Origin of the sequence: Staphylococcus sp. HMSC061G12 (assembly GCF_001838465.1) — a bacterium.
Lineage (GTDB): Bacteria > Bacillota > Bacilli > Staphylococcales > Staphylococcaceae > Staphylococcus > Staphylococcus simulans.
The window spans coordinates 1-852 of the sequence record NZ_KV837119.1 but is presented as its reverse complement, the minus strand read 5'-3'; the positions used below and the strand labels follow the sequence as shown (position 1 = coordinate 852).

The 852-nt window shown below is 29.1% G+C and carries 1 protein-coding gene and 1 pseudogene; both read right to left on the bottom strand.

Annotated elements, in window-relative coordinates; genetic code table 11:
- Positions 1-178 precede the first annotated feature (178 nt).
- Positions 179-565, bottom strand: coding sequence for an NUDIX domain-containing protein (locus HMPREF2937_RS08275; protein WP_070864371.1), 387 nt, complete (start codon positions 563-565; stop codon positions 179-181).
- Between the two features lie 87 nt (positions 566-652).
- Positions 653-810, bottom strand: a pseudogene (locus tag HMPREF2937_RS14035) (protein rlx); the annotation flags it as partial.
- Between the last annotated feature and the right edge of the window lie 42 nt (positions 811-852).

The window sequence follows — 852 nt, the reverse complement described above, 5'->3', positions numbered from 1 at the left end:
GAGTAGTTTGTTTAGAAGATTTAGACGTATTCATCGAGATATTCACAGAATTAGAAGAGGAAAATGCACTATAACTTAAGCCGACATTCTTCTACAAGTTTAGGGTTTGTTAAGGGTTCTCCTAATTGATCAATAATTTTCTCGGCATAAATGCATACTCTATTTCTTTTTCTCAACTTTAAATATATCCATCCTTTTCCAAAGCATTTATAACTGCTGGAGCTATTATACCTTTGTCATATATCGAGAAAAAATTAGCATCAGTAATTTCATTGTTAATTTTATAATCAAAAGTTTCAGCAGAGAACAGAAAGCAATTTAATACCACACTCTCTTTAGTGTTAGGACATGCCGGTCCTTCTACCAATTTATAAAATGATATTTCACTTTTTTCAATACTTAAAGAAAGTTCTTCTCTTAATTCTCTTATTAATACTTCATCAAAATTTTCTTTGTCTTCGATTTTCCCTCCTGGTAGATAATATTTATTATTATCATAAGTTCTCAATAAAAAAATACTTTTCCTTAAAATATTTACTAAACATGCACAATTATAAGTCGCCAAGTAAATCCCTCACTTTTAAGATGATTAGTTGCTAGCTCCAAGCCTAGTTGATTACGTTATTATGGCGTAACTTCACCTAGATTAAAAGATTATATGTGCTTGAATGTCATTTTTCTACTGTACAAAGCCTTAGTTTGTTTAAATGCTGATTTAGCATAATATACATCACAATTTAAACTACTTTTTTCTGTGTAATTGATTGTTCGACTTGCCGATTTGGTATTATCTAATTTAGTTGTTGTCATTACTATCATCTCTTTTATTTGTTTTAGTTAAAACATCTGTTA